Source organism: Pseudoruegeria sp. HB172150 (assembly GCF_013184805.1).
In the GTDB taxonomy this organism is placed as follows: domain Bacteria; phylum Pseudomonadota; class Alphaproteobacteria; order Rhodobacterales; family Rhodobacteraceae; genus Psychromarinibacter.
Window position 1 is genome coordinate 389,929 of sequence record NZ_JAATNG010000001.1, and the last position, 26,347, is coordinate 416,275.

Genomic DNA, 26,347 nt, shown 5'->3' on the forward strand with positions numbered 1-26,347 from the left:
GCCTATGGCGCCCGGTGGGGCTGCCCCAGAAACGGAAACGGAGCCCGTAGGCTCCGCCAATACGTCCGCTCGGGGACCGGGCTTACTTCACGATCACCTCGTCCTTGACGAACATGTTCGCCCAGGCGCGGTCGATCAGTTCCGGGGTCATCTGGTAGGGGATGCCTTCGAACTCGCAGATCGCGATCATCTGGTCGATCAGGAAGATCGGCTGGTAGTTCGCGTAGATGTTGTTGATCGTCGGGTACTTGTTCTTGATCAGGTGCACCAGCGCGCCTTCGTCCAGCGGCATCTTCCGCTTCTTGGCGACCATGGCGAAGATCTTGAGGTAGTCCTGCTGCGACGGGCCGTCGATCTTGATCTTGAAGAAGATCCGGCGAAGCGCCGCTTTGTCGAAGATCTCGTTCGGGTGGAAGTTGGTGGAGAAGATCACCAGCGTGTCGAAGGGAACCTCGAACTTTTCGCCCGATTGCAGGGCGAGGATGTCCTTGGATTCTTCGAGCGGGACGATCCAGCGGTTGATCAGGGCCTGCGGCGGTTCCTTCTGGCGGCCAAGGTCGTCGACGATGAAAACTCCGCCGGTGGATTTGAGCTGCAGCGGCGCCTGATAGGTGCGGCTGGTGGCGTTGTAGACGAGGTCGAGCATGTCGAGCGACAATTCACCGCCGGTGATCACGGTAGGACGTTCGCACAGCACGTAGCGGCGGTCGTAGCGGTTCGAGATCCGCCGCAGCTGGGTCGGGTCGTCTTCCAGTTCCTCGGCCACGGTGTGGACGATGGGGTCGTAGACGGTGATGACCTGGCCCGAGTAGAAGATCGCGCGTGGGACGAAGATATTGTCGCCAAGCGCGTCACGGATACCGTTCGAGATCGAGGATTTACCGTTGCCCGGCGGGCCGTACATAAGGATCGAGCGGCCGGCGCCGACCGCGGGGCCAAGCTGATCAAGCAGGTCGTCGGGCAGGATCAGGTGGCCCATCGAACCGGTCAGCTGATCGCGGGTGATCTGGATGTTGCGGATCGACTGGCGCTTGACCTGCTGGCCGTAATCCTCGAGCGGGACCGGCATGGCGCCGTAGTATTCCGACTGGGACAGCGCATCGAGGGCGCGGGCCTTGCCGCCATCGGATAGCTGGAAGCCCATCTCGCCACCGGAGTTGGCGTGGAGCGTACCTGTCGCTTCGACAAGTTTCTGCGTGCGGCAGAGATCGACGAGTTCCTGCGTGACCTGCACCGGCAGCGCCAGGACCCTGGCCATATCGGTGACCATGTCGAGGTTCCGGCGGAACATCGTCTTCAGCAGGATGTCACGCATCACCACGGTCGGCAGGCCGGTTGCCTCGAGGCTTTTCGGGGCCGGCGGCGCCAGAACCGGCGAAGACTCCATGTTCATCTACTGCTCTCCATCGGTCGATTCTTCCCAAGCGGCCTTTTGGTAGAGGCACTTGACTTGGTCTGTCGCGTAGTCTTCTGACAGGTTACTGTGGCAAAAAATGGACGTGGCGAGGGCATGAGCAGACCTAATCCCGCAGTCTACATCGCATTTCTGGTGGCTGTTATCGTGGTGCTGGGCACGGTGACGCTGGCGAAGGGCGGGTTCTATATCGCCAAGCACGAGGGCGATACTCTGCACCTTCTGCAGATCGTTTTCCGCATGGCGAGCGGGGAGTGGCCGCATATCGACTTCATGACGCCGATCGGGCTGATGGCGTTCGCGCCAATCGTGCTGTTCCTGAACATCGGCATCGGCGTCGGCAAGTCGATCCTGCTGAGCCAGGTGCTGCTGGCCTTTATCCTGCTGCCGGCGGTGTTCTGGACCGGCATGTCGCGGCTGCCGCGGCGGGCGGCTTATCTGTTTGGAATATCTGTCTTTATTCTGGTTCTCGGGCTGGTGCATGGCGAGACGGAGCGATCCGTCTCTATCTCGATGCACTACAACCGCTGGGCCTGGGCGGTGAGCTATGTCGTGATCGCGCTGGCGGCCCTGCCGCCGCGGGATTTCCGCAACGAGTCACTGGACGGGGTGATCATCGGGCTTGGGATGGCGTTCCTGGCACTGTGCAAGGTCACCTATTTCGCGGCCTTCGCGATCCCGGTGGTGGTCGGGCTGGCGCTGAACGGCGGCATCCGGTCGCTGCGGCTGTCGGTCGTCAGCGGGCTGGCGGTGGCGCTGATCGTGTCGGTCTTTGCGACGCTGGATTTCTGGTTCGCCTATTACAACGACCTGCACACCGTTTTTGCTTCTTCCCTGCGGCCGCAGCCGGGGTTGAGCCTGCGCAGCCTGATCACGGCGCCGGCCTATCTGGGCAGCATCCTGGTGTTGGTCTTCTCGGTCATCCTGCTGCGGCAGGCGGGCGAGATGACGCTGGGCCTGCTGTTGCTGCTGCTGACGCCGGGCTTTGTCTATGTCACCTACCAGAATTTCGGCAACGATCCGCAGTGGCTGATGCTGCTGGCGGTGCTGCTGCTGGTGCCCGAGCCGCGGCCGGAACTGCGCAACCCTTTCGGCTGGCCGCTGAGCCAGGCGCTTGTGGTGGCGGCCTGTGTTGCCGGCGCTTTCGCGCTGCCATCGATGCTGAACCTCGCCTACAGCCCGTTCCGGCATCTGGGCGCCAAGGCCGAGGATTACCAGCCGATGCTGGTGAGGACGCCGCAGCATCACGACCTGAAGATCCCGATCGTACGGGCGAATATGGTCGACGGGCGCGTGGCGCTGGACGTGGCGGGGTCCGGGCTGGAGGATCGTGCGGCGCTGGCCGAGCGCGAGGAGACACGGGCGAGTTTCCAGGGGCAGGCATTGCCGCATTGCGAGCTGCAGTCGGGAGCCATCGCCTGGTTCGAAACCATTGTCGAGGATCTGGAGTCGAACGGGTTCGGTGGCGGCAGCGTGCTGTTCGTGGCGGATGTGCTGACGCCGTTCTGGCTGTTCGGCGACCTGCAGCGGCCGGAGCACGGCGCGCCGTGGTATTACGGCGGCCTGCCGGGGATCGAGAGCGCGGATTACCTGCTGGTGCCGCTTTGTCCGAACCTGCTGTCGGTGCGCAAGCAGATCCTCGACGACATCACCGAGGCCGGAATCCCGGTAACGGAACTGCGCCGCGCGCCGCTTTACATCCTTTACGGCCTCGACCGTCCGGCCGAGTAGCGGAGGCGCGGCGCCCGCACCTGCCGGAGCGCCGTGCCGCCAGCCGTCCGGCAGGGTATCAAGCGGCGTGGTAGCCGGAGAAGATCACGTGGTCGTCGTCTGAATAGAGCGTCAGTGCGAAGGCGTGGTGGTTGCGCAGCACTGCACGCTGGTTGACCGAACCCTTGTCCGTCACCTCGCCCTTGTCGAGATTCAGCGGCTCGGTCATCACCACCGCCTTGGGAACCCGCATCGAGCTGCCGGTGGCATGCTCGTTATAGGCGGCGAGCTTGTCGGCGATGGCGCGGCGCAGGGCGGGGTGATTGAACAGGGTGTCGTCATCCATGCCCGCGGCGCCCGGCACGATCTTTTCGATGGCGGGCCGGAACGGGATCAGGATGGCACCGAGGCTTTCGTGCCCTTCGCCGACGATCACCACATCGCGGGCCAGCCCCTCCAGCGCATCGGTGAGTTTCGCGCGCAGCGTGCCGACCGAGACCCATGTGCCGGTGGCGAGCTTGAAGTTCTCGGCCACGCGTCCGTCGAAGAAGAAGCCCTTTGACGGGTCGTCGGGATCGGCGAAGCGCAGGGCGTCGCCCAGCAGGTAGAAGCCTTCCTCGTCGAAATGCTCGGACGTCAGTTTCTCATCGCGCCAGTAGCCGGGTGTGACCGAAGGGCTTTTGACGCGCGCTTCCCACTTGCCCTCGTTGGGAACGAGTTTCAGCAGAACTTCGCGCGACGGGATGCCGACATTGCCGGGCTTGTCCTGCGGCTCGGTGCAGAAAAAGGCGAAGGGCGCGGTTTCGGTGGAACCGAGGCCGGTGGTGAGGAACACGCGCTCTCCCGTGGTCTCGACAGCGAGACGGTCGAGATCGGCCCAGGTGTGTTCCGCCATGGCGGCGCCGGCATACATCATCAGCTTGAGGTCCTTGAAGTAGGACTTGCGCAGGTCGGCGTCCTCTTTCATCGCGTGGACCAGCATCTCGTAGCCGACGGGCACGTTGAAGTACCAGGTGGGCGAGATTTCCTTGAGGTTCTTGATGGTCAGGTCGATGGCGCCGGGGACGGGCTTGCCGCCGTCGATATAATAGCTGCCGCCGTTGTAGATGTTCATGTTGAACACCTTGTTGCCGCTGGCCACGTGGTTCCACGGCGCCCAGTCCAGAAGCACCGGCGGTTCCGTGCGGAAATAACGGAAGCAGTCGGCCACGATTTCCTGGTTGGAGCAGAGCATCCTTTGCGTCGTGATGACCGCCTTGGGGTTGCCCGTCGTGCCGGAGGTAAACATGAACTTCGCCACCGTGTCGGGCCCGGTGGCGGCGTTAGCAATGTCGACGGCTTCGGTGGGGACGGTGGCGAGGAGGTCGTCCCATTCGATGGTCAGACCGGCGCCGCTGACGCCGAGGCGGGGCAGGCCGGAGAAGACATCGTCCATCGCGGGGGTGAACTTGGTCGTGTTCTGGGTGAAGACAGCGCCGGGGGTGATCTGGTCGCGAACCGATTTCAGCTTTTCGTACCCGTCGGACACCAGCGAATAGGCCGGCGCGATGGCGGCGGAGGGTACGCCGACATGCTGCGCGGCAAGCGCCACGAGCGCATGGGCGATGGAGTTTCCGGAGAGGATAATGAGTGGCTTTTCGGCGCTGAGCCCAAGGTCCAGCAGCGCCTGGCCGATGGCGCGGATATGTTCCAGAAGTTCCTTGTAGGTAACCGGTTGCCAGGCACCGTCGGGGCCGCGTTCTGCCATCCAGGTACGGTCGGGTGCCTCTTTGGCCCAATGGGTGATCCGGTCTGACATGCGGTCGGGGTAAGGGTTCAGCTTGCCCTTCTGCCAGACCAGAATGGATCCGTCGTCGCGTGTTTCCCACTCGACTTCGGCATCCCACAGTTCGACGCTCCGCAGGCGTGATTCGCTCATCGGCTCCTCCCCAATCTCCTCTTGGAAAACTGTTTACAACGAAATAGTTTCCATGGATAGTGAAATTGCGGTGACTCGCGAAATCGCCGCTGGGAGGATTGCTGGCTTATGAAGTACCTGACTTTCGAGATGCGGGGCGATGTCGCCTTGCTGGGCCTGAACCGGCCGGAAAAACGCAACGCGATCTCGGATGCTTTCGTTGAAGAGTTGGACGGTGCAATTTCCATGGCGAACGCGCAGGCCAAGGCTGGCGTGATCCATGGAGTCGGCCCGCATTTCTGCGCTGGCCTCGACCTGGCTGAACATGTCCAGAAAACGCCGTTCGAGGGCGTGCATGGCTCGCGCCGCTGGCACGAGGTGTTCGCGCGGATCGAGCGTGGCAAGCTGCCGTGGTTCTCTGCCCTGCATGGTGCGGTGGTTGGCGGCGGGCTTGAACTGGCCTCTTCCACCCATGTTCGCGTGGCGGATTCGACTGCGTTCTTCGCGCTGCCCGAGGGGCAGCGGGGAATCTACGTGGGCGGCGGCGCTTCTGTCCGGACGGCGCGGCTGATGGGTGTGGCGCGGATGACGGACCTGATGCTGACCGGCCGGTCGATCGACGCCGATACCGCCGAGCGCTGGAATGTCGTGCAATATGTCGTCGAGGAAGGCGCTGCGGTGGAAAAGGCGCTGGAGCTGGCCGCGAAGGCCGCGACGAACGCCGAATTCTCTAATTACGCGGTGATCAACGGGCTGCCGCGGATCCAGGACATGTCGTCGGATGACGGGCTGTTCGTGGAAAGTTTCATCGCTTCCTTCGCGGCGACCACGCCGGAGGCGGAGGCGCGGCTGCAGGCCTTCCTGCAGAAGAAGGCCGGGAAGGTGGGGCGCCCGGAGGACAAGAAATGAACAGCCAGTCTGCCGATTTGATGGACGAAGAGCCCATCGAACTCGGCGTGCTGGCGGAGTCGCTCGGCTTCATGCTGCGCATCGCGCAGGTCCACTGCTTCGAGATGTTCTTTGACCGCCTCGGACCGCAGGGGCTGAAGCCCGGGGAATTCACCATGCTTTGGGTGGTGCGGCTGAACCCGGATATCCGGCAGGGCACGCTGGCCCGCTGGCTGCGGATCAAGCCGGCGCACATGACCAAGCTGGTGCAGAAGATGGTGTCGGCGGGGCATTTGCAGCGCCGGGTGCCGGAGGACGACCGCCGTTCGGTCCACCTGTCGTTGACCGACGAGGGCGAGACCTACGTGGCGAAGCATCGCGACGAGTTCCTGACCTTTCACGAGGCGGAACGTTCGATGCTGAACGAAGAGGAATGCGCGGAACTGGCCCGGCTTCTGGGAAAGATGACGGGGTTCCGCAGGGAGGCACTATGAACATCGACGACCTGATCGCCATCGACATCCACACGCATGCGGAGGAACCGTGCTGCGGCCACCGCGACGACGGGTACGACGAGTTCCAGGCCGGGATGGCGAATTATTTCAAGAATCCGGCCGGCAAGGACGGGATGCTGCCCTCGGTGCCCGAGACGGCGGCCTATTTCCGCGAGCGCAAGATCGGCGCGGTGATCTTTCCGGTGGACGCGGAGCGGAACACCGGGTTCCGCCGCTATTCCAACGAGGAAGTGGCCGAGATCTGCGCCGAGAACAGCGACATCCTGATCCCGTTCGCCTCTGTCGATCCGTGGAAGGGTAAAGCGGGCGTCCGCGAGATCCGGCGGCTGGTGCGGGACTTTGGCGTGAAGGGCTTCAAGTTCCACCCGACGATGCAGGGCTTCTGGGCCAACGATCCGCAGTTCTACCCGATCTACGAGGCGATCCAGGACGAGGGCGTGATCTCTCTGTTCCATACCGGGCAGACCGGTGTCGGGTCGGGGATGAAGGGCGGCATGGGGATGCGGCTGAAATATTCCAATCCGATGACGATCGACGACGTGGCCGCGGACTTCCCGGACATGCCGATCATCATGGCGCACCCGGCCTTTCCCTGGCAGGAAGAGGCGCTGGCCGTCTGCCAGCACAAGCCCAACGTTTACATCGACCTGAGCGGCTGGAGCCCGAAGTATTTCCCTGAGATCCTGGTGAAATACTGCAACTCGCTGATCAGGAAGAAAGTTCTTTTCGGTTCCGACTGGCCGGCGATCACTCCCGACCGCTGGCTGAAGGATTTCGAAAACGCTCCGTTCCGGGATGAGGTTCGCCCGCTCATCCTGAAGGAAAACGCGGTGAGGTTGCTGAACCTCTGACCGGGCGCATCTCTTGGGAGGGATATCATGATGCACTTCAAGACACTGACAGGACTGGCGCTGATGGCCTCGCTGGCAGCGTTTTCGGCCGAGGCGCGGGATCTGCGCCTGGCACCGGCGGCCCCGCCGGCGCACCCGGCCAACGGGGTAATGTACGTGAATTTTGCCAAGTACCTGCCGGAGGAATCCGACGGTCGGCTGACCGGCACGATCCTTGGCCCGGAAGTGGTGAACCTAGGCCAGATGAAGGACGCGCTGCAAAGCCAGGTGGCCGAGGTGGGCAACCTGCTGCCGCTGTATTTCCCGGCGGATTTCCCGAACATGGCGCTGACCGGCGAGCTGTCGCTGATGGGCACCAACAGCCAGGCGACGGCGGCTGCGGTCACCGAGTACACGGTGTTCTGCGAGCCCTGCCAGAAAGAGATGCGCGACAACGGGCTGGTGTTCCTGGGCTCGGGCGCGTCCGACCTGTACGAATTCATGACAACCAAGCCGGTGAAGACGGCCGATGACCTGAAAGGTCTGCGGCTGCGCTCTGGCGGTGCACCGTGGGGCCGCCTGGCCGAGAACTTCGGTGCGGTGCCGGCGCAGATGTCGGTCTTCGACCAGTTCGAGGCGGTGAGCCAGGGCGTGATCGACGGCACCATGGCCTCGGTTGCCGACCTGATCTCTTTCCGGATGGTCGAGGTGATCAAGTACATCACCTATGTGCCGATCGGGATGTACGAATCCACATCGAACTTTGCGACGTCAACCATGACCTGGGACAGCTTGTCGCCCGAGGACCGCGCCGCAATGGTACGTGCGGCGAACCGCGCGAACACCGACTTCACCCACCGCTGGTCGGCCGAGATGCCGGCGGAGGCCGAAGCCGCGGCCGCCGAGGCAGGGATCGAAGTGGTCGAGCCCGATGCGTCTCTGGTGGAAGCGATCCAGGAGTTCGTGTCGACCGAGCCGGCAACGGCGGCAGAACTGGCGAAATCCAACTTCGGCATCGAGGACGGGTCTGCCCGGATCGACGAGTTCCTGAAGCTGGTCGACAAGTGGACGGCCATTGCCGAGGAAGTCGACAATGACCCGGTCGCGATGGCCGAGAAGATCCAGGCCGAGGTCTGGGACAAGGTCGACTACGCGACCTACGGCACCGCGATGTAAGAGTGCTTGGCCCGGGCGTCCGAGGCGCCCGGGCATTTCAAGGGATGGGGCGATCCTGAAATGCAGCAGATGATACGGGTGCGCGATGCGCTGCTCTCGGCACTGGCGGTGCTGGGGGCGATCGCAATCGTCGCGCTGATGGTGCATGTGGTGGCGGATGTGGCGATGCGGAACCTGGCGAACAGCCCGATCCCCGCGACCTACGAGATCGTCACCGAGTATTACATGATCGCGCTGGCCTTCATCCCGCTGGCCTGGGTCGAACGGCGTGGCGGCATGGTGCAGGTCGAGGTGCTGGAAGGACTGCTGGGACCGAACGGCAAGAAGGTGTCGGACTGGATCGTGGCGCTGCTGTCCACGATCATTTACGGCACGCTTTGCTGGGTCACGCTAAGGACCGCGCTGCAGAACTTCAACACCGGCACCTTCGTGATGTCGCAAAGCACGCGGCTGGTGGTCTGGCCCGCGTCCTTCCTTCTGCCAATCGGGTTCGCTTTGGCCGCTCTGGTGACGGCGATCCGGCTGATCCTGCCGGAGGAACCGAAATGAGCATCGAGACAGGTTTCATGGGCGTCGGCGTCCTGTTCCTGCTACTGGCGCTGCGGGTGCCGGTGGCGCTGGCTCTGGTTGCGGTATCGTTCGGCGGTACAGCGTCGATGCTGGGGCTGACGCCGGCGATGGGCATCCTGTCGAACACGCCGCATTCCTTCGTCGCGAACTGGACGCTGTCGGCGGTGCCGATGTTCCTGCTGATGGGGTTCATCGCCTTCCATGCCGGGCTGACCGCCGGGCTGTTCGAGGCGGCGAAGGCGGTCCTGCGGCGGATACCGGGGGCGCTGGCGATCTCTTCGATCTTTGCCTGTTCGGGCTTTGCCGCCGTCTGCGGCTCGTCGCTGGCGACCGCCGCTGCGATGGGGCGGATCGCGATCCCCGAGATGGTGAAATCAGGCTATTCGGCCAGCTTTGCCACCGGGTCCATCGCCGCGGGCGGGACCATCGGGGCGCTGATCCCGCCGTCGATCCTGATGATCGTCTACGGGGTCTTTGCCGAGACATCGGTGACCAAGGTCTTTATCGGCGGCGTCACCATCGGGATCATGACGGCGCTGTTCTATTCCGGCGTCGTGCTGTTGACCTGCTGGCTGCGGCCGGACGTGGCGCCGCCGCGCCCGCTGGATGCGCAGGACATCGACACCAGGCGCGCTGTGCTGAAGATCTGGCCGGTGCTGCTGCTGATGCTGGTGGTGTTCGGTGGCCTGTTCTCTGGCATCTTCACCGCGACCGAGGCGGGGGCCGTGGGTGCGATGGGCTCCATCCTGATCTCGCTGGCCATGGGGCGGTTGAACTTCGCCATCTTCCGGACGGCGATGATCGAGACGCTGATGACGGCGGCGTCGCTGTTCATCATCGGCGTCGGCGCGGCGATGTTCACGCGGTTTCTCGGTCTGTCGGGGCTGACCAGTTTCATCTCGTCAGCCGTCAGCGGCGCCGAGCTTGGCTATGTCCAGCTGATGGTGATCGTGGTGGTGCTGTACCTGATCCTCGGCATGTTCATGGAGCCGTTCGGCGCGATGCTGGTGACGCTGCCGGTGCTGCTGCCGATCTTTCGGGCAGAGGGCATCGACCTGATCTGGTTCGGCGTGCTGGCGGTCAAGCTGCTGGAGATCGGGATGATCACACCGCCTGTGGGCCTGAACGTCTTCGTCATCCGAAACGTGGCCAGCGAATACGCCTCGGTCATGCAGATCTTCAAGGGCGTGATCCCGTTCCTGATCGCCGACATCTTCGTGGTGATCGTCGTCATCGCCTTCCCCGCGCTGATCCTGTTCCTGCCGAGTATGTTATGACCTATTCCGAGAATGCCGACGCGATGCTGGACGCCCTGTCCCGCACGCCGAATTTCGCACGCGTGGCGGGCGATGTGCTGGATGCCGAAACCCTGAATGCAATCCTTGGCGAGGCGGCCAAGGTGGCCGAGAGCGCGGTGGCGCCGGTGGGCCCGATTTCCGATCGGGTCGGCGCGCGGTTTGCGGATGGCAGGGTGACGCTGCCATCAGAGTATGGCCCGGCCTGGGATGCCTTGGCCGAGGGCGGCTGGCTGGGTCTGGAGCACGAGGAGCGGTTCGGCGGCATGGGAATGCCGCTGAGCGTCTTCGCGGCGGTGAACCCGCTGTTCGAACGCGCCTGTGCGCCTTTCATGATGTGCGCGGGCGGGTCGCGGTCTGCGGCGCTGTTGCTGTCTGCCTGGGCCGATGCGGAACTGCGCGACGACTGGGTGCCGGCGCTGGTGGCGGGCGAACGCTGTGCCACGATCTGCATCTCCGAACCCGAGGCCGGGTCGGATGTTGGCCGTATCCGGACACGGGCCGAGAAGGGCCCGGACGGCTGGCAGGTTTCCGGGCAGAAGATCTGGATTTCCTTCGGCGATCACGACCTGCGAGACCGGATCGGCCATTGCATGTTGGCGCGGACCGGCGATGCGCCGGGCACCCGCGGGCTGTCGCTGTTCTTCGTCGAGCGCGGGCCCGGAGTGATCTGCGAACGGATCGAGGAGAAGATGGGCCTCCACGGTTCGCCGACCTGCGCCCTGCGGTTCGAGGACGCGCCCGCCGTGCTGATCGGCGAAGAGGGGCGCGGGCTGCCGCAGCTTTTCACCATGATCCGGCATATGCGGCTGAGCGTGGCGACCCAGGGGTTGGGGATCGCGCTGGGCTCCTACGACGTGGCGCGGGAGCATGCTGAAAGCCGTCGACAGGGCGGTGATCCGAAGGCGCCGGCGGTGCCGATTATCCAGCACGCGGACGTGCAGCGGCAGCTGATGGCGATGAAGTCGCGGATCGACCTGTTCCGGCTGGCCCTGGTCGAGGCTGCCTGTGCGGCGGACCTGTCGGGCGACGATCCCGACATGGCGCGGCTTTGCAGCTGGTTGCTGCCGCTGATCAAGAATTTCGGCGCCGAGATGGGGTTCGATTGCGCCCATGCAGCGATCCAGGTGCTGGGCGGCGCCGGGTTCACCAAGGACTACCCGGTGGAACAGTACCTGCGCGATGCGCGGGTATTCACGATCTACGAAGGCACGACGGGTATGCAGGGCCAGGACTTTCTGCTGCGGCAGACCCTGGCCGAGGATGGAGCAGCGGTGAAAGTCTTCCTGAAGATCGCTGCAGCCGAATGCGCCGAACACACCGGGGCGCTGGCCGTGGTGGAACGGTTCGGCGCCTTCGCGGAGGAAGTGACGGACGCCGACAAGGCGCGGCTGCCGGGTATGGCCGATGCGTTCCTGCGGGCCGGATGGGTCGCGGTGCAGGCATGGCTGTCGGTGCGGATCGCGGAAACCGGTGAGGCCGCGTTCTTTCGTGCGACGGCGGCGGCGGAACTGGAATTGCGGATCGCCGCGGCGCGCGCGGCATAGGTTTGCTGGGTCGGGTGTGCCCGGCGCTACATCATACATCCGTCATATATGCTAGATCTGTGGGCGCTGCAGAGATCTTGTAGATAAGTGATCAACGCTGTGGATATCTAGTTGATCTTTGCCCGGGCCCACGCTATGTGTGCCTCACAGGTGCATAGACGCGGTATGCAGAACTGACGTCAAGGGCCCGGTTGCCTTGGGTGGCCGGGCCTTTTTCGTGGCTGGATTTTCTGGAATCGGAAAAGGCGCCAGGTGCTCAGACGCGGTCCTTGCAGCGTGCCTTGCGGCACTCCCTGACGCCTTCCCGAAGCACCTCGTCCGAGGGGACGGGATGTCCGGCTGGCTCCGGCCCCGAGGGACCTTCGCCACACGACCTGCCCGAAGACCTGCCGTGGGTGCCTTCCGCCCTCCGAAGAGGACATCCGGCGCGCTCCAGCCCTTGGCAGCCAGGGCCGCGCCCTGGGTTCGGTGAACCCGTCGGGCTGCGGTCCAGCTCCGGTTCCGTCACGGGCGGGCGCGGTCAGACCGTCCCTTCCGCGCCGGGCCCGGGAGAGCCTTGCGCCCCGCGCCGGTTCCGGAGAACCCTTGCGGTAATGAAACTGTTACAAGGGGCATCGGGGTTCTCAAGAAAATAGCAGTGCAGCATGGAATTTTCCTGGGGATGAAATCGTTGACATGTATGGGGAAAGGCCGGTTTTCGGGGCGCGGGCCGGGGGGTTGGCGGGCTGGGGATTATCCGGGCCGGACAGGGGCCCCTGCTGCGGCTGCGAAAAGGGCGTCCCCATGGGGACGGGGGGTCAAGTCATTGATTTCAGGCATGTTAGCGCAAACGTACGGTGAGGACGCTTCGCGCCGGGAACCGAATAGGCGATTCGCGGGTTGGTCGGGAAATGACATGGAGACGACAATGACACGCATCGTGATTCTGCTGACCGCCCTGGCGGCGCTTGCCGCCTGCGAGACCGTCGAGGGCTTTGGCCAGGACGTGGAGAACGCCGGCGAAGAGCTGCAGGAAGAGTCGAACCGGGCCCAGTACTGAAACAGGACCGGGCCACAGGTTCAGGAACAAGGGGAGGCGCCGGGCGCCTCCCCTTTTTCGTGTCAGTGGTGGCTGGCGGTTTCGAGATTGACCGGAAGGCAGTTGATCGCGATGAGCGTCATGCCGAGATCGGCCTTGCCGTCACAGTCGAACGCATCCTCGACGCCTTCCGGAGAGTCGACGGCAACCTCGGCATGGCCCGGATCGTGCTCTGGTTCGCTCATGCGGAGCGTGCTGACGCCATCGTCGCAGGTCACTTCCCCGCCGTCCCGGAACAGCTCCATCGGAAGGATGAAGACGTGCTGGTTGGACCGGTCGGCGGCGCAGAAGGCGGCGGCGAAGTCATCTGCCGAGCGGGTGTCGCTGACGAGATTGTCCTGGGCGAGGGCGGGGCTGGCAAGCAAGGCGAAGGCGGTTACGGTGGTTCGAAACATGATGGTCTCCCTGTAAATCATCTGTTCGGTGCAGAATGCAGGAAGGGGATGCTGTAGGGGAAAGTACGCCGCAACTACGGCGTGTCACGGAGCGAGACAGGACTTCCCTTGATTGTTTCAGCCGCCGGGCCGGACCTGTTTCCGCATCGGGCCTTCCGGGCGGTAGCGGTCCATCACGGTATCCAGCGATGCGTTGGTGATGGCGGGATTTGCCGCCTGCAGGTAGGGCAGGAGGACGGCCTTGTTGGCGTGCTGGCGCGCGCCGGAGGGGGTGTGGTCCGGATCGGGGCGGACGTTGGCGAAGCAGTCGATGAAGGCCTGTTCCGGGATGCCGAGATCGGCGGCGATCAGGTCGGTGGGCCGGTCGCCGGGGGCGGCGAGGGCGGGGGCCGCGGTCAGCAGCAGGACGGCCAGGGCGCGCATCGGTGTCTCCTCCTTGCAATGCGTGGAGGTTCTACGCCCGGCGCGCCCGGTTCCGTCGCGGCGCTATTCCTCCAACCGGAAGCCGAGTTTCACGCCAACCTGGAAATGCTTGACCTCGCCACCCTCGACATGGCCGCGGATCTGCGTGACCTCGATCCATTCGATGTGATTGATCGATTTCGACGCGGTGGACACGGCGTTGCGGATGGCGTCGTCGATGGTGGTTTCGGACGAGCCGTAGACCTCGGTGACGGGATAGACGTGGTTGGACATGAGCGGGCCTCCTTTTGCGGAAGGAGGGTAGGGTGTGGGGGGAGGGAGGCAAGGAGGGGGGGCGGTTGGCCGGGTGGTGGGCAGATTGCCCACCCTACGGTTGCTAAATTACGTCAATGCGCTGGTCGTATTTATGACTAATTTAACTACTATTGGAACGATGCAGGGCGGGGTGCTCTGCAAGTAAAAACAATTGGAGGGGTGATAGTGAGGAAAGCTGTCCTTTTCGTCGTTTGCCTGATTGCCGTGGCTGGATGTGAAGCGCAAAAGACACCTGTTCCCACGGGTGGAAGCAGATCAGATGCACTTGTGGAAATGTCATTCGATGTCTCGGCATTGGAGATCCCAGTCGTGGATTGGGAAACGGCTGCGAAGTCGGCGACCAAACGCTGCAATGCGTGGGGTTATCGGCACGCTGATCCATTTGAAGGCACCAAGACGCAATGCCAATCAACTGACATTTACGGTGGTTGCAACTACGCGACCGTGACCCGCGTCTATCAGTGTATCAACTAGATGTCTGGTAAGGTGCGCATGAATGCGCACCTTACGCTTTCCAATTGGCAGTAATCTTCGATCCACCGGGAAATTCGCAAGGGCCGAATGACCCGGAATTCACGGATCAGGCGGTCGAAGGCAGTTTCAGCGAACCGCAGGGCGTATGACTGCGCACCCATCGCTTGCTTTCTATCTTAATGAACTTAGGACGATTTCCCCGTCGCCATTGAGAAGAACAAACAGCAGATCGCTATCTGGTTCTTCTGATTCCTCCCGAGTGGCAAAAATGATACCTGCGCTTGTCACAGCAAATATAACGCCAACCTTGGAAATTACCGTTGCCTCAATTTTCTCGCCCGCAAGAATCCTTTCGGCTCTGGATTTTCCAAGTTCGTGTGAGAAATGGAGTAAGAGAAAAATCGCAACCGGCAGTGTCGCTTTATATAGAAGCTTCAAAAAATCTTCGAAGTTGACTTTATCAGCAGCTCGATCCAGCAATCCGAAGAAACTTATCCCACTCCCCTCTGAAGCATTGGCATTAACAATTATTGCTACGAAAAATATTATTACAAAATATTCCAAATACAAAATGAAATTCCATATTACATTGAACCCAGAAAAGATTATGCAAAACGCCAAAACTGCGCATGCAATTTGCAGAACTCTCTGACGCACATCGCCTAGGAATGACAGGGAAAATAGATCTCCGATCCTACCTATGATATGATCTTTCTGCCGGGCAGACGCTTTTTCTAATGCGATGAGAAAAAGGTTCACTAAATCACCGAATTGCCAGCCGATCAGAGAAGACGCAGCGATAGCCATAGTGAACTGAAAATAATAGTTAAAAACGAAACCCGGATCCAGAGCTGGATAGAACCCGCTCGGTAGCACCGACAAGTATCCGTAGATATTTATTGTTCCGATTGATGTAATGGAAGCCAACGCGAGTGCTAGCGTCACCCACCTTTTCTGAATTAACTGGAATATTCTTCGCGACCTTCACCCATCCATCTTCAAGGCATTAATAAACGTCTCCTGTGGAATATCAACCTTCCCGAACTGGCGCATCTTCTTCTTGCTGGCCTTCTGCTTTTCCGGAAGCTTCTTTTTCCAGGTGGCGTCGCCGCCGTAGCATTTCGCCGTCACGTGCTTGCGCAGCGCAGCAAGGGTCTCGCGCGCGATGACCTTGCCGCCGATGGCCGCGTGGACGGGGATCCTGAACATGTGGCGGGGATCGGCTGTTTCAGACGCGCAGGGTGCTCGTTCCAGCGCGCCGGGACGTGGTGGTGCGCATGCATGCGCGTTCCTCGGTTGCTCCCCAAAGTTGTTTTTCGCTCAATTTATGGTAGAATGAAGGTCTTCACACTTGATTCCCAAAAAGGATATTGTCATGCGGTTTTTCGCACTCTCTTTTCTGTTGTCTGTCTTCCTGGCCACGGGTGCCACGGCTCAGAACCAACCCCCGGCAAATGCCCAGCAGATGTCCGATCTCACGCAGGCGATCGGGAACCTCACGGTGCTTCTGAACAACATCAATCGGGGCGCTGCGCCGGCCGGATTGACCAGCCCGGGCGGGACATCCATGACCTGCACGAAGTTCTGCAAGGACTGCCAGAGCTGCGAGTCCTATTGCTGCGAAGCGACCGATCCCGATGACCTCGATCTGGTCATCATAACCGACGACGAGTGAGGCCCGCCGCGCCTAGCGGATCAAGACCGCACCGGGCGCGGCCGGTGAAACCGTCTTCGATCGTGATCCCCGATGCCCGCGCGATCGGGGATCACCCATCCATCTTCAGCGCATTGATGAACGCTTCCTGCGGGATGTCGACCTTGCCGAACTGGCGCATCTTCTTCTTGCCGGCCTTCTGCTTTTCCAGAAGCTTCTTCTTCCGGGTGGCGTCGCCGCCGTAGCATTTCGCGGTCACGTCCTTGCGCAGCGCAGCCAGGGTCTCGCGCGCGATGACCTTGCCGCCGATGGCCGCCTGGATCGGGATCTTGAACATGTGGCGGGGGATCAGCTCTTTCAGCTTCTCGACCATGGCGCGGCCGCGCATTTCGGCGCGGTCGCGGTGGACCATGATGGAGAGCGCGTCGACCGGCTCCTCGTTCACGAGGATCGACATCTTGACGAGGTTGTCCTGCCGGTAGCCGGTGAGCTGGTAGTCGAAGCTGGCATAGCCCTTGGTGACCGATTTCAGCCGGTCGTAGAAGTCGAAGACCACCTCGTTCAGCGGCAGGTCGTAGACCACCATGGCGCGGGTGCCGGCATAGGTCAGATCCTCCTGAATGCCGCGGCGGTCCTGGCAGAGTTTCAGGACGTCGCCGAGATATTCGTCGGGGACGAGGATCGTCGCCTTGATGCGCGGTTCCTCGATATGGGCGATGGTGGTGATGTCGGGCATGTCGGCGGGATTGTGCAGCTCGCGCGTGGTGCCGTCCTTCATGTGGATGTGGTAGATCACGCTGGGCGCGGTGGTGATCAGGTCGATGTCGTATTCGCGTTCGAGCCGGTCGCGGACGACTTCGAGGTGCAGGAGGCCGAGGAAGCCGCAGCGGAAGCCGAAGCCGAGGGCGGCGGAGGTTTCCATCTCGAAGGTAAAGGAGGCGTCGTTGAGGGCGAGCTTTTCTATCGCGACGCGCAGGTCCTCGAAATCGGCGGCGTCGACGGGGAAGAGGCCGCAGAAGACCACCGGGACCGAGGGCTTGAAGCCGGGGAGCGGTTTGTCGGTGCCCTTCTTCTCGAGGGTGATGGTGTCGCCGACCTTGGTGTCGCGGACCTGCTTGATCGAGCCGGTCCAGATGCCGATCTCGCCGGGGCCAAGCTCGGGGATGTCGACCATCGCGGGTTTCAGCACAGCGAGCTTGTCGACGCCATAGACGGCGCCGGTCTGCATCATCCTGATGCGGTCGCCCTTGCGGATGACGCCGTCCATGACGCGGATCAGGACGACGACGCCGAGATAGGGGTCGTACCAGCTGTCCACGAGCATAGCCTTGAGGGGCGCGTTGCGGTCGCCCTTGGGGGCGGGGAGGCGCTGGACGATGGCTTCCAGCACGTCGGGGATGCCGAGGCCGGTCTTGGCGGAGATCTCGATGGCGTCGTGGGCCTCGATGCCGATGACGTCCTCGATCTGTTCCTTCACCCGCTCCGGTTCGGCGGCGGGGAGGTCGATCTTGTTGAGGACCGGCACGATCTCGTGATCCGCCTCGATGGCCTGGTAGACGTTGGCGAGCGTCTGGGCCTCGACCCCCTGCGTGGCGTCGACGACCAGCAGCGAGCCCTCGACGGCGCGCATGCTGCGGCTGACCTCGTAGGCGAAGTCGACATGGCCGGGCGTGTCGATGAGGTTGAGCGTGTAGGTGTGGCCGTCCTGCGCCGGATAGTCGATCCGGACGGTATTGGCCTTGATGGTGATCCCGCGCTCGCGCTCGATGTCCATGGCATCGAGGAGCTGTTCCTTCATGTCGCGTTCGGCCACGGTGCCGGTGAGCTGGATCAGCCGGTCGGCAAGGGTGGATTTCCCGTGGTCGATATGGGCGACGATGGAGAAATTGCGGATGTAAGCGAGGTCGGTCATTGCGGTGATATGCTGGCGAAACGGTGCGCCGTCAATGGGGCGCGAGGGGCTTGCGACGCAGGGGAGCGGGGCTAGGTGGTTCGGCATGAACATGGGTGTGGCAATCGCAATCGGGATCGCCATCGGCACCGGGATCGGCGTGGCGATGGGGAACATCGGCGCCGGGATCGCGGCTGGGGCCGGGATCGGGGCCGCACTTGGAGTAATCGCGGGCCGGGGCAAGAAGTAGAGTGGTTCAGCCCGGCGTATGCTTCGGCTGGGTGGCACGAATGGTGGGTGAACCCGCGCCGTGCGGCGCGGGACCACCCACCCTACGGCGCGGGACTGGTGTTGGGAGAGGCGCGCGGGGCGCGATCTGTGGAAAATGAACCGGGGGTGCGGTAGTGGGGAGGTGCTCGACTATCTCAGGGACAAGTGATCATGGCTGACATTGCCCTCCGCGTCCGCGTGACCGGCCGGGTTCAGGGGGTCTGGTTCCGGGGCTGGACGCAGGCGGAGGCTTCGGCTCTGGGCCTGTCTGGCTGGGTCCGGAACGAGGCGGACGGGTCGGTGTCGGCGCTGATAACGGGGCCGGAGGATAAGGTCGCGCAGATGGTGCGGGCGCTGCACCGGGGGCCGGAGCTGGCGCGGGTTGCGGCAGTCGAGTCCGAAGAGGTCGCGGAGCGGGCGGAGGGGCCGTTCCGGGTGCTGCGCTAGGGCGTTTCGGGAACGCCTGCACTGGCGATGCCATATAGCCCCGCCTGCGCCTGGTTCATTGACGGCGATTGTGGGACAGGAGTTTCCGGCGCGGCCTAGTTCTTCTTCTTGCCCTTGCCGCCGGAGTTCTTGGTCTTGCCGGCACTGCCGCTGCTGCCGCCCGCGGCGGGGCTGCCGCTGCTGACCTCGCCCGGGGGCGTGACGGCGGGACCGGGGCGCATGTCGTGCGGGGCGAACCAGTTGGCGGAGGCGCGGTGGCAGGCCTCTACCTCGTCCCAGGCGCGTCGGGAGCCGTTCAGTTTCAGCCGGTCCTGATTGCCGTTGTCATAAGAGATCTCCATGACCAGCGCGCGCTGGAATTCGCGGATGAAATTCATCTTGTTGCTTTGGGCGAAGAGGAAGACCGGCTCTCCGGGTTCGAACTGGTAGCCGGTGGCAGACACGTCCCAGACCGGGTGGCTGTCGAACTGGATCTGCAGCGTGTAGTCGTGGCCGTCGCGCAGGCTGGACCAGTTCTCGTTTGAGATCATCACGTAGAAATTGTCGTGCACCGGATTGCGGCCGACACGGATCCCGGTGCCGCTGTTCCACGAGACGGTGGCGTAACAGCCGTTGTCCATGCGGGGTTCGAGCTGGACGTCCCAGTTGCCGGTCTTGGTCCAGTAGGCGCCGTCTTCGGCTGCTGCCGATGCGGCGGCGAGGGCGAGGGCAAGAATATGGCCCAAGTGGCGGATCTGCATGATGCCTCCGGAAAATGCTGTTTTGCCCGGAGTTTGCCACGGGCCGGTCCGGGCAGGCAAGCGTGGCGGGGCGGAATGACGGGGCTCGTGTTGATCTGGCACAAGGAATGCATGCGGATATTGGAATATGTGAGGCGCAGGTTTTCCGGTTGGAGGAAGTCTCGATGGTACGGCTGGCGATGACGCTGTTTTCGGTGATTGCGACGACGCTGATGGGCACGTTCGTGATCGTGGCGCTGGTGGCGGGGTATGTCACCCTTGTGCCGATCCTGGTGGCGGCCGGTCTGGGGTTCGTCGCGGCGGTGCCGGTGTCCTGGTTCGTGGCGCGCGCGATTTCTTAGGCGTCGAGCCAGGTCCTCAGGGCCGCCTCGAATTCGCGGGGCTTGTCGGCGTGGAGCCAGTGACCGGCGCCGGGGATCTTGGCGAAGCGGGCCTGCGGGAACAGCGCCTTGATGCGGTCGCGGTGTTCGGGCCGGACGTAGTGGCTCTCGGCGCCCGAGAGGAACAGCGTGGGCGTGTCGGTGCTGGCGTCGATGTCGGGGAAACCGGTGATGCCGTCCATTTCCCTGTCCAGCACGTCGAGGTTCAGGCGCCAGCGGTGCTCCTTTCGGTCGAGGGACTGGAGGAGGAAGGCGCGGGTGCCGTCTTCGGGAACTGAATCCTTCAGCTGGGCGTCGGCGTCGCTGCGGGTTTCGACGCTGGTGAGGTCGACGCCGCGCATGGCCACGATCAGCGGGCGCTGGTCGTGGTCATAGGCGGTGGGGGCGATGTCGGCGACGGTCAGGCGGCGGATCAGGTCGGGGCGGGTGAGGGCGAGGACCATCGCGGCCTTGCCGCCCATCGAGTGGCCGACGACATCCATAGGCGCGCCATGATGCTCGATGACCTCGGCGAGGTCGCCGGCCATGTCGTCGTAGCTGTTGGTGTCGTGCCACGGGCTCTGGCCGTGGTTGCGCATGTCGACGGCGAGGACCTGGCCGCGGTCCGAGAGCCGCTTGGAGATCACGCCCCAGTTGCGGGCGGAGCCGAAGAGGCCGTGGACGATAAGGACGGCGGGTTTGGCAGTGGGCTCGCCGGTGACGATGGTGTTCAGCATGGCGCTGGCATAGCGCGGGGCGTTGGGGCTTTCCAGAGGGCGCGCGGGCGGTTAGGATCGAATGTCTGCGAAACCGGGGGGTTATGCATGGGGACGGTCCGAGGGCCGGAGGCGCTGGCAGCGTCTCTGGCGGATGTTTTCGAGAAGAAGCTGAAGCTGAAGGGCGACGGGCTGGAGGCGAAACTGGCCGGCGGCGGCGCGAAGCTGCCTGAGTGGGTGCAGGCCGAGGCCGGCGCGATCGCCGAGGCGGCGGCGCTGGCGCATCATCCGAAGCTGTGGATGCGGGTGGATGAGGGGGCGCTTGAGGCGGGCTACAAGCGCTGCGTGCGCTGGGCGAAGGGCGTGGACCTGAAGGCGGAGCGGCGCGGCAAGGTGCTGGACTGGGCTGCCGGGACGGCGTTCAACCTGCTCATCGTGATCGCGGCGTTCATCGGCTACCTGGTGTGGTCGGGGCACGTCTGAGGGACGCGCCCCTGGCCGGTTTCAGGCGGCGACCAGCGGGTAGCCGAGCTTGCCGACCGCTTCACGGATTTCGTCGAGGATCGCCGGGTCGTCGATGGTGGCGGGCATCTTGAAGTCCTGGCCGTCGGCGATCTTGACCATGGTGGCGCGGAGGATCTTGCCGGAGCGCGTTTTCGGCAGGCGGTCGACCACGGCGACGAGTTTGAAGGCGGCGACGGGGCCGATCTGGTCGCGGACCAGTTTCACGCATTCCTTCGCGATTTCCTCGTGCGGGCGGTTCACGCCCGTGGTGAGGCAGACGAAGCCCATGGGAAGCTGGCCCTTCAGCTCGTCCGAGACGCCGATCACCGCGCATTCGGCGACGTCGGGGTGGGAGGCGAGGACCTCTTCCATGCCGCCGGTGGACAGGCGGTGGCCGGCGACGTTGATGACGTCGTCGGTGCGGGCCATGATCCAGAGATAGCCGTCCTCGTCCTTCATGCCGGCGTCGCCGGTTTCGTAGTAGCCGGGGAAGTGGTCGAGGTAGGATTTCTTGAACCGCTCGGGTGCGTTCCAGAGGGTGGGCAGCGTGCCCGGCGGCAGCGGCAGCTTCACCGCGATGGCGCCGAGGGTGCCGGGGGGCACCTCGTGCCCCGCCTCGTCGAGGATGTGGATGTCGTAGCCGGGCATGGCGACGGTGGGAGAGCCGATCTTGATTGGCAGGAGTTCGACCCCGGCTGGGTTGCCGGCGATGGTCCAGCCGGTTTCCGTCTGCCACCAGTGGTCGATGACCGGAACGCCCAGCAGGTCCCTGGCCCAGTTGATCGTGTCGGGGTCGGCGCGTTCGCCCGCGAGGTAGAGTGCGCGCAGGCCGGAGATATCGTATTTCTTCAGGAACTCGCCCTTGGGGTCCTGCCGCTTGATGGCGCGGAAGGCGGTGGGGGCGGTGAAGAAGCTTTTCACGTTATGCTCGGAGATCACGCGCCAGAAGGTGCCGGCGTCGGGGGTGCCGATCGGCTTGCCCTCGAACACGATGGTGGTGTTGCCGTGGATCAGGGGGGCGTAGCAGATGTAGCTGTGGCCCACGACCCAGCCGACATCCGACGCGGCCCAGAACACCTCTCCCGGGTCGACGTTGTAGATGTTCTTCATCGACCAGTTCAGCGCCACGAGGTGGCCGGCGGTTGGGCGGACGACGCCCTTCGGCTGGCCCGTCGTGCCGGAGGTGTAGAGGATGTAGGCGGGGTGGTTGCCTTCGACGGGAACGCATTCCGCCGGTTCGACGCCGAACTGGATGCCGTGCCAGTTGTAGTCGCGGCCTTCCTCGAGATGCGCGACCTCCTGTTCGCGCTGGAAGATCACGCAGAAGTCGGGCTTGTGCGTGGACTGTTCCAGCGCGCCGTCGAGGAGCGGTTTGTAATGAACGATGCGGCCCGGCTCGATCCCGCAGGAGGCGGCGATGATGCATTTCGGCTTGGCGTCGTCGATGCGGACGGCGAGTTCATGGGCGGCGAAGCCGCCGAAAACCACGGAATGGATCGCGCCGAGGCGGGCGCAGGCGAGCATCGCTTCCAGCGCCTCGGGGATCATCGGCATGTAGATGATGACGCGGTCACCCTTTTCCACGCCCTTGGCGCGAAGCGCGCCTGCGAGCTGAGCGACGCGGTTCCGGAGGTTCACGTAGGTGATGCGGCGGGTGACGCCGGAGACGGGGCTGTCATGGATGATCGCGACCTGATCGCCGCGCCCGGCCTCGACATGGCGGTCGACCGCGTTCCAGCAGGTGTTGACCTTTGCGTCGGCGAACCATTCGTAAATGTGGTCGCCGCGGTCGTAGAGCGCCTGTTTCGGCGGTTCGACCCAGTCTATCGCTTTCGATTGTTCCAGCCAGAAGCCTTCCGGATCGTTTTTCCAGGCTTCGTAGACGTCTGCGTATGCCATGGTATGCCCTCCTCGCTCCCGTGATCTGCTTTAGCCTTGACCCTGCGTCCGGGCAAGCGGGGCAGGCTGCGGTATCCGGTCACTGTTCGCGTTAACGGGGGGATGCGCGGGCTGTCGGAATGCGGTTAGGGTGGCAGCGATATGCTTGGGGGATGACGGTGATGCGGGGAATACTGCTTTGTTTGGTGCTGGTGCTGACGAGTTCCGGGGCGGAGGCGCAGGGGCGCTGGCGGAGTTATGACGGCGGGTCGCGGGAGATCATCGCGGGCGCGAGCGTCTGCCCGATGGATGACGCGGTAACAGCGAATTACTTTTGCTTCGGCCTGTCCTGCAGCGCCGAACGGCCGCTGTCCTTCGAGGTGCTGTTCGCCGGGGGCGAGATGGCCGACGAGGTGACCGGCGTTCTGGAGGTCGACGGACTGGAGGTCGCACGTTTGCCGATGGCGCGGGTGCGGCCGCCTGAGGGGGAGTCGGTGTATTACGCGGCCTATGACCCGGCGGCGCACGGGGCCGCAGTGGAGGCGCTGAAAGGCGGGACCCGGGCGACGGTCTCGCTGGTCTCGCCGGTGTTCACGCTGCGCCACGAGATGGGGCTGCGCTGGTCCGCGCGGATGATCGAGGAGGCAATGGCGGCCTGCGGGAGCGAGATGGCGGCGCCCGTCGCGCCGGTGGCGGAACCGGCGCCTGTGGCGGAAGGCGCGACGCTGCCGGTGATCGCGATCCCGACGGTTCCGGCCCCGGCGCCCGCGCCGGACCTGCCTGCCCCGGCGCTGGAGGTTCTGGCGGAGGTGCGCGATGCGTGCATCGACGGGACGGTGACTGTTCAGGAGGGCTTCGTCACCGAGACGGACCTGGACCTGGACGGGGTGCCGGACCTGGTGGTGGATTACGGCGGGGCGGCCTGTTCGTCGATGGGGACGCTGTTCTGCGGGTCGGCGGGATGCCTGCAGGCGCTTTACCGGCAGCTGCCGGGCGGCGGGTACGACCTGGTCTACAGGGCCAACATCTACGGGTTCGAGACCAATCAGGTGACCGTCACCGAGATGAGCACACACGGGTCCTATTGCGGGCGCGTGGGGGCCGAGGGATGCACGCTGCGTTTCGTCTGGGAAGACGGAAAGCTGGTGCCGCTGGAGTAGCGTTCGGGCGCCGATCACATCTGCTGTAACAGATGAAATGTGAGTTGCCGGATCGCGGAAATCGGCGCTGAGATTTCTGTCAGGCCGGGGCAATTACGCCCCGGCCGATTCAGAGGACGAACGCCCATGGGCGACAAGAAAGCCGCGCCGAAGAAGGCCGGCGGACCGAAACCAAAGTAACGTAAGGCACGGGGGCCGCGCCGCTCAGCCCTTTCGGTCGGCGCGGCTTCCAGGGTGAGTGACTTGCGTTCCGTCCCCGGGAATTCATTGCCAGATCATTGGATGACGCGCCGCTCCGGGTGAGGCGACAACCTTGCCCGGACCATTGCTGTGCCGGGCCGTCAGAGCGGCCAGAACAGCGGGATCAGCGCAGAGGCGAGAAGGCCGATGGACAGGTTGAGCGGGATGCCGACCTTGAGGAAATCGGAGAAGCGGTAGCCGCCGGGGCCGTAGACCATCATGTTGGTCTGGTAGCCGATGGGGGTGGCGAAGCTGGCCGAGGCGGCGACCATGACGGCGACGACCAGCGGGCGCGGGTCGATGCCGATGGCTTCTGCCAGGCCGATGGCGATGGGGGTGACGACGACGGCGACTGCGTTGTTGGATACAAGTTCCGTCAGTATCGAGGTCAGCAGGTAGATCGCCCAGACGATCAGGAACGGCGGCAGGTCGGTGAGGGCCGGGGCAATGGTTTCGGCTATCAGCATCACCGCGCCGGAGGATTCCAGCGCGGCGCCTATCGCGAGCATCGAGAAGATCAGGGCGAGGAGGCGGCCTTCGACGAAGGACAACGCCTCGTCCGCGTCGATGCAGCGGGTGAGCAGGACCACGGCGACGGCGATGACGGCGAGATAGAGGATCGGGGCGACGCCGAGGCCGGCCAGCGCGACGATGCCGAACAGCGCGGCGAGCGCGATGGGGGCGTGGCTGCGGCGGTAGGCGCGGGCGGTGGGCTGGTTGACGTTCACCAACTCCATCTCGGCGGCGAGGCGCTGGATATCCTCTGGCGCACCTTCGAGCAGGAGGGTGTCGCCGACGCGGACGACAAGCTGGTCGATCTGCTGGCCGATGTTCTGGTCGCGGCGGTGGACGGCGAGGGTGTAGACGCCGTAGCGGCGGCGCAGACGCAGGTTGCCGAGGGCGCGGCCGACCATGCGGCAGCCGGGGGTGATCAGGACCTCGACGGTCTTGGTTTCCACGGCGGAGACCTGATCGACGCGTTTGAGCGACTTGTCGCGCTGCAGGCTGAGCAACTCGGACATCTGGGTGCGCAGAACGACGCGGTCGCCGACCTGCAACTCGACGCCTTCAAGGTTGCGGCGCAGCGATTCATCGCCGCGGATCACGTCGATCAGGCGCACGCCCTCGCGCTGGAACAGCTGGACGCTGAGGACCTCGCGGCCGACGAGGTTGGATTCGGGGGGGATCACCGCCTCGGTGAAGAATTTCATCTTCGAGCGGTTGGTCGATAGCAGGTCGGCCATGCTGGTGCGGTCGGGCAGCAGGCGAGGGCCGACGAGATAGAGATAGACCGCGCCCCAGGCGACGAGGATCAGGGCCATCGGCGTGACCTCGAAGATCGAGAAGGGGGCGAGGCCGCCGGCGCGGGCGACGCCGTCGACGAGCAGGTTGGTGGAGGTGCCGATCAGCGTCGTGGTGCCGCCGAGGATCGCGGCATAAGAGAGTGGGATCAGCAGTTTGCTGGCTGAGGCGCCGATGCGCGAGGCGAGCTGGACGAAAACCGGGATCATCACCAGCACGACGGGGGTGTTGTTGACGAAGGCCGAGGAGACGATGACCAGCGCCATCAGCGCACCGACTGCGAAGGCGGGGCTGGTATCGGCGCGCGACTGGGCGATCTGCGTGAACCATTCCAGCGCGCCGGTCCGGACCAGCGCGCCCATGACGACGAACATCGCGACGATGGTCCAGGGCGCCGGGTTGGACAGGACCGCGAGGCCCGCGTCATAGGGCAGGACGCCAAGGAGCAGCAGCAGCGCGACGCCGGATATGGCCGTGACCTCGGGCGGATAGACCTCTTTCACGAAGAGGACGAACATGAGGGCGACCACGGCGAGGGTCACGAACGCTTCGCCGTTGTCGGAAAGTAGTCCTTGGATCATTCGATGTGCTGCCGCCTGGAACCGGGGGGTATCCTTACCCGATGCCGCGCCCTGCACAAGCGCGGCATTCCGCTGCGG

The 26,347-nt window shown here is 64.0% G+C and carries 27 protein-coding genes and 1 pseudogene; 16 read left to right on the forward strand and 12 right to left on the reverse strand.

From position 1 onward, the window contains the following. Positions 1 to 82: 82 nt before the first annotated feature. Complete coding sequence (locus HCO70_RS01870) at positions 83 to 1,393, reverse strand: ATPase (protein WP_172292535.1); 1,311 nt, start codon at positions 1,391 to 1,393, stop codon at positions 83 to 85. Positions 1,394 to 1,510: 117 nt separating this feature from the next. Between HCO70_RS01870 and HCO70_RS01875 the strand changes: the two genes are divergently transcribed. Beyond that, on the forward strand, positions 1,511 to 3,145 hold the full coding sequence (locus HCO70_RS01875) for a hypothetical protein (RefSeq protein ID WP_172292537.1): 1,635 nt from the start codon (positions 1,511 to 1,513) through the stop codon (positions 3,143 to 3,145). 58 nt (positions 3,146 to 3,203) lie between these two features. Here HCO70_RS01875 and HCO70_RS01880 read toward each other — a convergent pair whose 3' ends face one another. Beyond that, a complete protein-coding gene (locus HCO70_RS01880) occupies positions 3,204 to 5,042 on the reverse strand; it encodes a feruloyl-CoA synthase (RefSeq protein WP_172292539.1) in 1,839 nt (612 codons plus the stop codon). A 108-nt stretch (positions 5,043 to 5,150) separates the two neighbouring features. On the opposite strand from HCO70_RS01880, the gene HCO70_RS01885 reads away from it, so the two are divergent. The 8 genes from HCO70_RS01885 (at position 5,151) to HCO70_RS01920 (ending at position 12,881) form a co-directional block, all read left to right on the forward strand. Beyond that, positions 5,151 to 5,930 carry a crotonase/enoyl-CoA hydratase family protein gene (locus HCO70_RS01885; protein WP_172292541.1) on the forward strand — a complete coding sequence of 260 codons (780 nt, stop codon included), beginning with the start codon at positions 5,151 to 5,153 and terminating at the stop codon, positions 5,928 to 5,930. Then, a complete protein-coding gene (locus HCO70_RS01890; RefSeq protein WP_172292543.1) occupies positions 5,927 to 6,403 on the forward strand; it encodes a MarR family winged helix-turn-helix transcriptional regulator in 477 nt (158 codons plus the stop codon). Before HCO70_RS01885 ends, HCO70_RS01890 begins: the two co-directional genes overlap by 4 nt. Then, positions 6,400 to 7,275 carry an amidohydrolase family protein gene (locus HCO70_RS01895; RefSeq protein WP_172292545.1) on the forward strand — a complete coding sequence of 292 codons (876 nt, stop codon included), beginning with the start codon at positions 6,400 to 6,402 and terminating at the stop codon, positions 7,273 to 7,275. The genes HCO70_RS01890 and HCO70_RS01895 overlap by 4 nt, the downstream gene beginning before the upstream one ends. Positions 7,276 to 7,302: 27 nt before the next feature. Continuing rightward, a complete protein-coding gene (locus tag HCO70_RS01900) occupies positions 7,303 to 8,430 on the forward strand; it encodes a C4-dicarboxylate TRAP transporter substrate-binding protein (RefSeq protein WP_253913088.1) in 1,128 nt (375 codons plus the stop codon). A 60-nt stretch (positions 8,431 to 8,490) separates the two neighbouring features. Further along, positions 8,491 to 8,979, forward strand: a complete 489-nt coding sequence (locus HCO70_RS01905) for a TRAP transporter small permease (RefSeq protein ID WP_172292547.1) — start codon at positions 8,491 to 8,493, stop codon at positions 8,977 to 8,979. Continuing rightward, entirely contained in the window at positions 8,976 to 10,277 is a 1,302-nt protein-coding gene (locus HCO70_RS01910; RefSeq protein WP_172292549.1) for a TRAP transporter large permease, read from the forward strand. The genes HCO70_RS01905 and HCO70_RS01910 overlap by 4 nt, the downstream gene beginning before the upstream one ends. Continuing rightward, positions 10,274 to 11,842 carry an acyl-CoA dehydrogenase family protein gene (locus HCO70_RS01915; RefSeq protein ID WP_172292550.1) on the forward strand — a complete coding sequence of 523 codons (1,569 nt, stop codon included), beginning with the start codon at positions 10,274 to 10,276 and terminating at the stop codon, positions 11,840 to 11,842. Before HCO70_RS01910 ends, HCO70_RS01915 begins: the two co-directional genes overlap by 4 nt. A gap of 907 nt (positions 11,843 to 12,749) precedes the next feature. Further along, positions 12,750 to 12,881, forward strand: coding sequence for an entericidin A/B family lipoprotein (locus HCO70_RS01920; protein WP_172292552.1), 132 nt, complete (start codon positions 12,750 to 12,752; stop codon positions 12,879 to 12,881). Between the two features lie 62 nt (positions 12,882 to 12,943). On the opposite strand, the gene HCO70_RS01925 is transcribed toward HCO70_RS01920, so the two are convergent. The 3 genes from HCO70_RS01925 to HCO70_RS01935 form a co-directional block, all read right to left on the reverse strand. After that, positions 12,944 to 13,315 carry a hypothetical protein gene (locus HCO70_RS01925; protein WP_172292553.1) on the reverse strand — a complete coding sequence of 124 codons (372 nt, stop codon included), beginning with the start codon at positions 13,313 to 13,315 and terminating at the stop codon, positions 12,944 to 12,946. A 117-nt stretch (positions 13,316 to 13,432) separates the two neighbouring features. Continuing rightward, complete coding sequence (locus HCO70_RS01930; protein ID WP_172292555.1) at positions 13,433 to 13,738, reverse strand: hypothetical protein; 306 nt, start codon at positions 13,736 to 13,738, stop codon at positions 13,433 to 13,435. A gap of 63 nt (positions 13,739 to 13,801) precedes the next feature. After that, complete coding sequence (locus HCO70_RS01935; RefSeq protein ID WP_172292556.1) at positions 13,802 to 14,011, reverse strand: dodecin; 210 nt, start codon at positions 14,009 to 14,011, stop codon at positions 13,802 to 13,804. A 246-nt stretch (positions 14,012 to 14,257) separates the two neighbouring features. Between HCO70_RS01935 and yecR the strand changes: the two genes are divergently transcribed. Beyond that, complete coding sequence (yecR, locus tag HCO70_RS25080; protein ID WP_371742192.1) at positions 14,258 to 14,527, forward strand: YecR family lipoprotein; 270 nt, start codon at positions 14,258 to 14,260, stop codon at positions 14,525 to 14,527. Positions 14,528 to 14,698: 171 nt separating this feature from the next. Here the strand turns inward: yecR and HCO70_RS01945 are convergent, their stop codons facing one another. Together HCO70_RS01945 and HCO70_RS01950 are read right to left on the reverse strand one after the other, a co-directional pair. Next, on the reverse strand, positions 14,699 to 15,472 hold the full coding sequence (locus HCO70_RS01945) for a hypothetical protein (RefSeq protein WP_172292560.1): 774 nt from the start codon (positions 15,470 to 15,472) through the stop codon (positions 14,699 to 14,701). Positions 15,473 to 15,511: 39 nt separating this feature from the next. Then, a pseudogene (locus tag HCO70_RS01950) lies at positions 15,512 to 15,793 on the reverse strand (elongation factor 4); the annotation flags it as partial. Positions 15,794 to 15,902: 109 nt separating this feature from the next. Between HCO70_RS01950 and HCO70_RS01955 the strand changes: the two are divergent. Further along, the gene (locus HCO70_RS01955; RefSeq protein WP_172292561.1) at positions 15,903 to 16,202 is read left to right on the forward strand and encodes a hypothetical protein; all 300 of its coding nucleotides are present in this window, start codon (positions 15,903 to 15,905) and stop codon (positions 16,200 to 16,202) included. A gap of 91 nt (positions 16,203 to 16,293) precedes the next feature. Here the strand turns inward: HCO70_RS01955 and lepA are convergent, their stop codons facing one another. Beyond that, positions 16,294 to 18,093 carry a translation elongation factor 4 gene (gene lepA / locus HCO70_RS01960; protein WP_172292563.1) on the reverse strand — a complete coding sequence of 600 codons (1,800 nt, stop codon included), beginning with the start codon at positions 18,091 to 18,093 and terminating at the stop codon, positions 16,294 to 16,296. An 85-nt stretch (positions 18,094 to 18,178) separates the two neighbouring features. Between lepA and HCO70_RS01965 the strand changes: the two genes are divergently transcribed. Both HCO70_RS01965 and HCO70_RS01970 read left to right on the forward strand, forming a co-directional pair. Beyond that, a complete protein-coding gene (locus tag HCO70_RS01965) occupies positions 18,179 to 18,322 on the forward strand; it encodes a hypothetical protein (RefSeq protein ID WP_172292564.1) in 144 nt (47 codons plus the stop codon). Between the two features lie 191 nt (positions 18,323 to 18,513). Further along, on the forward strand, positions 18,514 to 18,789 hold the full coding sequence (locus HCO70_RS01970; RefSeq protein ID WP_172292566.1) for an acylphosphatase: 276 nt from the start codon (positions 18,514 to 18,516) through the stop codon (positions 18,787 to 18,789). 95 nt (positions 18,790 to 18,884) lie between these two features. On the opposite strand, the gene HCO70_RS01975 is transcribed toward HCO70_RS01970, so the two are convergent. Continuing rightward, a complete protein-coding gene (locus HCO70_RS01975; RefSeq protein WP_172292567.1) occupies positions 18,885 to 19,529 on the reverse strand; it encodes a hypothetical protein in 645 nt (214 codons plus the stop codon). 107 nt (positions 19,530 to 19,636) lie between these two features. Here HCO70_RS01975 and HCO70_RS01980 point away from each other — a divergent pair, with 107 nt between their 5' ends. Further along, on the forward strand, positions 19,637 to 19,870 hold the full coding sequence (locus tag HCO70_RS01980) for a CTP synthetase (protein WP_371742141.1): 234 nt from the start codon (positions 19,637 to 19,639) through the stop codon (positions 19,868 to 19,870). Here HCO70_RS01980 and HCO70_RS01985 read toward each other — a convergent pair. Next, positions 19,867 to 20,625, reverse strand: coding sequence for an alpha/beta fold hydrolase (locus HCO70_RS01985; protein ID WP_172292569.1), 759 nt, complete (start codon positions 20,623 to 20,625; stop codon positions 19,867 to 19,869). The two genes, HCO70_RS01980 and HCO70_RS01985, sit on opposite strands and share 4 nt — an antisense overlap. An 87-nt stretch (positions 20,626 to 20,712) precedes the next feature. Between HCO70_RS01985 and HCO70_RS01990 the strand changes: the two genes are divergently transcribed. Then, complete coding sequence (locus tag HCO70_RS01990; protein WP_172292571.1) at positions 20,713 to 21,087, forward strand: hypothetical protein; 375 nt, start codon at positions 20,713 to 20,715, stop codon at positions 21,085 to 21,087. A 21-nt stretch (positions 21,088 to 21,108) separates the two neighbouring features. Here HCO70_RS01990 and prpE read toward each other — a convergent pair whose 3' ends face one another. Beyond that, the gene (gene prpE, locus HCO70_RS01995) at positions 21,109 to 23,007 is read right to left on the reverse strand and encodes a propionate-CoA ligase PrpE (RefSeq protein WP_172292573.1); all 1,899 of its coding nucleotides are present in this window, start codon (positions 23,005 to 23,007) and stop codon (positions 21,109 to 21,111) included. 161 nt (positions 23,008 to 23,168) lie between these two features. Here prpE and HCO70_RS02000 point away from each other — a divergent pair, with 161 nt between their 5' ends. Further along, a complete protein-coding gene (locus HCO70_RS02000; RefSeq protein ID WP_172292575.1) occupies positions 23,169 to 24,146 on the forward strand; it encodes a hypothetical protein in 978 nt (325 codons plus the stop codon). A gap of 341 nt (positions 24,147 to 24,487) precedes the next feature. Here HCO70_RS02000 and HCO70_RS02005 read toward each other — a convergent pair whose 3' ends face one another. Continuing rightward, on the reverse strand, positions 24,488 to 26,269 hold the full coding sequence (locus tag HCO70_RS02005; protein ID WP_172292577.1) for an SLC13 family permease: 1,782 nt from the start codon (positions 26,267 to 26,269) through the stop codon (positions 24,488 to 24,490). Positions 26,270 to 26,347 lie beyond the last annotated feature (78 nt).

Bases quoted from the DNA above. Each gene is read 5' to 3' on its own strand.
- HCO70_RS01870 (WP_172292535.1), bottom strand. From the start codon at position 1,393: ATGAACATGGAGTCTTCGCCGGTTCTGGCGCCGCCGGCCCCGAAAAGC.
- HCO70_RS01875 (WP_172292537.1), top strand. From the start codon at position 1,511: ATGAGCAGACCTAATCCCGCAGTCTACATCGCATTTCTGGTGGCTGTT.
- HCO70_RS01880 (WP_172292539.1), bottom strand. From the start codon at position 5,042: ATGAGCGAATCACGCCTGCGGAGCGTCGAACTGTGGGATGCCGAAGTC.
- HCO70_RS01885 (WP_172292541.1), top strand. From the start codon at position 5,151: ATGAAGTACCTGACTTTCGAGATGCGGGGCGATGTCGCCTTGCTGGGC.
- HCO70_RS01890 (WP_172292543.1), top strand. From the start codon at position 5,927: ATGAACAGCCAGTCTGCCGATTTGATGGACGAAGAGCCCATCGAACTC.
- HCO70_RS01895 (WP_172292545.1), top strand. From the start codon at position 6,400: ATGAACATCGACGACCTGATCGCCATCGACATCCACACGCATGCGGAG.
- HCO70_RS01900 (WP_253913088.1), top strand. From the start codon at position 7,303: ATGATGCACTTCAAGACACTGACAGGACTGGCGCTGATGGCCTCGCTG.
- HCO70_RS01905 (WP_172292547.1), top strand. From the start codon at position 8,491: ATGCAGCAGATGATACGGGTGCGCGATGCGCTGCTCTCGGCACTGGCG.
- HCO70_RS01910 (WP_172292549.1), top strand. From the start codon at position 8,976: ATGAGCATCGAGACAGGTTTCATGGGCGTCGGCGTCCTGTTCCTGCTA.
- HCO70_RS01915 (WP_172292550.1), top strand. From the start codon at position 10,274: ATGACCTATTCCGAGAATGCCGACGCGATGCTGGACGCCCTGTCCCGC.
- HCO70_RS01920 (WP_172292552.1), top strand. From the start codon at position 12,750: ATGACACGCATCGTGATTCTGCTGACCGCCCTGGCGGCGCTTGCCGCC.
- HCO70_RS01925 (WP_172292553.1), bottom strand. From the start codon at position 13,315: ATGTTTCGAACCACCGTAACCGCCTTCGCCTTGCTTGCCAGCCCCGCC.
- HCO70_RS01930 (WP_172292555.1), bottom strand. From the start codon at position 13,738: ATGCGCGCCCTGGCCGTCCTGCTGCTGACCGCGGCCCCCGCCCTCGCC.
- HCO70_RS01935 (WP_172292556.1), bottom strand. From the start codon at position 14,011: ATGTCCAACCACGTCTATCCCGTCACCGAGGTCTACGGCTCGTCCGAA.
- HCO70_RS01955 (WP_172292561.1), top strand. From the start codon at position 15,903: ATGCGGTTTTTCGCACTCTCTTTTCTGTTGTCTGTCTTCCTGGCCACG.
- lepA (WP_172292563.1), bottom strand. From the start codon at position 18,093: ATGACCGACCTCGCTTACATCCGCAATTTCTCCATCGTCGCCCATATC.
- HCO70_RS01965 (WP_172292564.1), top strand. From the start codon at position 18,179: ATGAACATGGGTGTGGCAATCGCAATCGGGATCGCCATCGGCACCGGG.
- HCO70_RS01970 (WP_172292566.1), top strand. From the start codon at position 18,514: ATGGCTGACATTGCCCTCCGCGTCCGCGTGACCGGCCGGGTTCAGGGG.
- HCO70_RS01975 (WP_172292567.1), bottom strand. From the start codon at position 19,529: ATGCAGATCCGCCACTTGGGCCATATTCTTGCCCTCGCCCTCGCCGCC.
- HCO70_RS01980 (WP_371742141.1), top strand. From the start codon at position 19,637: ATGCATGCGGATATTGGAATATGTGAGGCGCAGGTTTTCCGGTTGGAG.
- HCO70_RS01985 (WP_172292569.1), bottom strand. From the start codon at position 20,625: ATGCTGAACACCATCGTCACCGGCGAGCCCACTGCCAAACCCGCCGTC.
- HCO70_RS01990 (WP_172292571.1), top strand. From the start codon at position 20,713: ATGGGGACGGTCCGAGGGCCGGAGGCGCTGGCAGCGTCTCTGGCGGAT.
- prpE (WP_172292573.1), bottom strand. From the start codon at position 23,007: ATGGCATACGCAGACGTCTACGAAGCCTGGAAAAACGATCCGGAAGGC.
- HCO70_RS02000 (WP_172292575.1), top strand. From the start codon at position 23,169: ATGCGGGGAATACTGCTTTGTTTGGTGCTGGTGCTGACGAGTTCCGGG.
- HCO70_RS02005 (WP_172292577.1), bottom strand. From the start codon at position 26,269: ATGATCCAAGGACTACTTTCCGACAACGGCGAAGCGTTCGTGACCCTC.